Here is a 771-nt window from a genome sequence, read left to right on the forward strand (position 1 = left end):
GCGGTGAGGAAATCTTCCAGGTCGGTGGCGGCGCGGGCGGCCATCGCCGCGACCGTGCCCGCGGACAGCGGTATCCCGACCAGCTCGGCGAGCGCGGTCGCGGTCCGGTCCTTCGACAGGAACTGGCCCGCGTACAGGTAGACCGCCGCCGCACTCACCCGTGGCCCGTACTGGACCGGAGCGTTCACCCCGGCCGGCGCCGCGGCCTTCGTGTGCGCCCCGCAGCCGCAGGCCCGCTCCACCAGCTGATGTTCGGTCACGTGTGGGCGTAGTTCGGGTAGGTCGAATACCTGCCGCCGTTCGATCCGAGCCACCGGCCGACCCGTAAGCGACGCCCCACAGCCTCCGCACGGGCCCGGTTCGTGCCGCAGACGCACATCAGGATCATCCACCAGGCACAGCGTCGACCCGGGATGCCCCGGCTGCCCACCAGGACGCCGGCCCGTCTTCGTCCGCAACGACTTCGGGGGCGGCTTCGTCAGCCCGTCCGAACTCGGCGGCTTCCCCGAGTTCCGGGACGTCTTCGCGACCTGCGCTTCCAGCTCGGCGATCCGCGCCAGCGCCCGCGCCAGATCCGCCTGCAGGCTCACCACCAGCGCCGCGAGCTCGTCATACGACGGCACCGGCGGCGCGGACGGATCATCGGACACACCCGGACCCTACGACCCGATCAACCACGCCACACCAACACCTCAGGACCGCCAAGCCATCAAACCGTCCCAGTCGGCCGGGGATCGAAAAATAAACGATCTACAAGACCTGACCAGTTAC

At 69.8% G+C, this 771-nt stretch carries 1 protein-coding gene; it reads right to left on the reverse strand.

Going from position 1 to position 771, the window contains the following annotated elements:
* Nucleotides 1-650: DUF6444 domain-containing protein (locus AB1460_RS37975; protein WP_368967432.1), on the reverse strand; the 650-nt coding region annotated here is incomplete at its 3' end.
* Nucleotides 651-771: the final 121 nt, after the last annotated feature.

The organism is Parafrankia sp. FMc2, from assembly GCF_041008525.1.
In the GTDB taxonomy this organism is placed as follows: domain Bacteria; phylum Actinomycetota; class Actinomycetes; order Frankiales; family Frankiaceae; genus Parafrankia.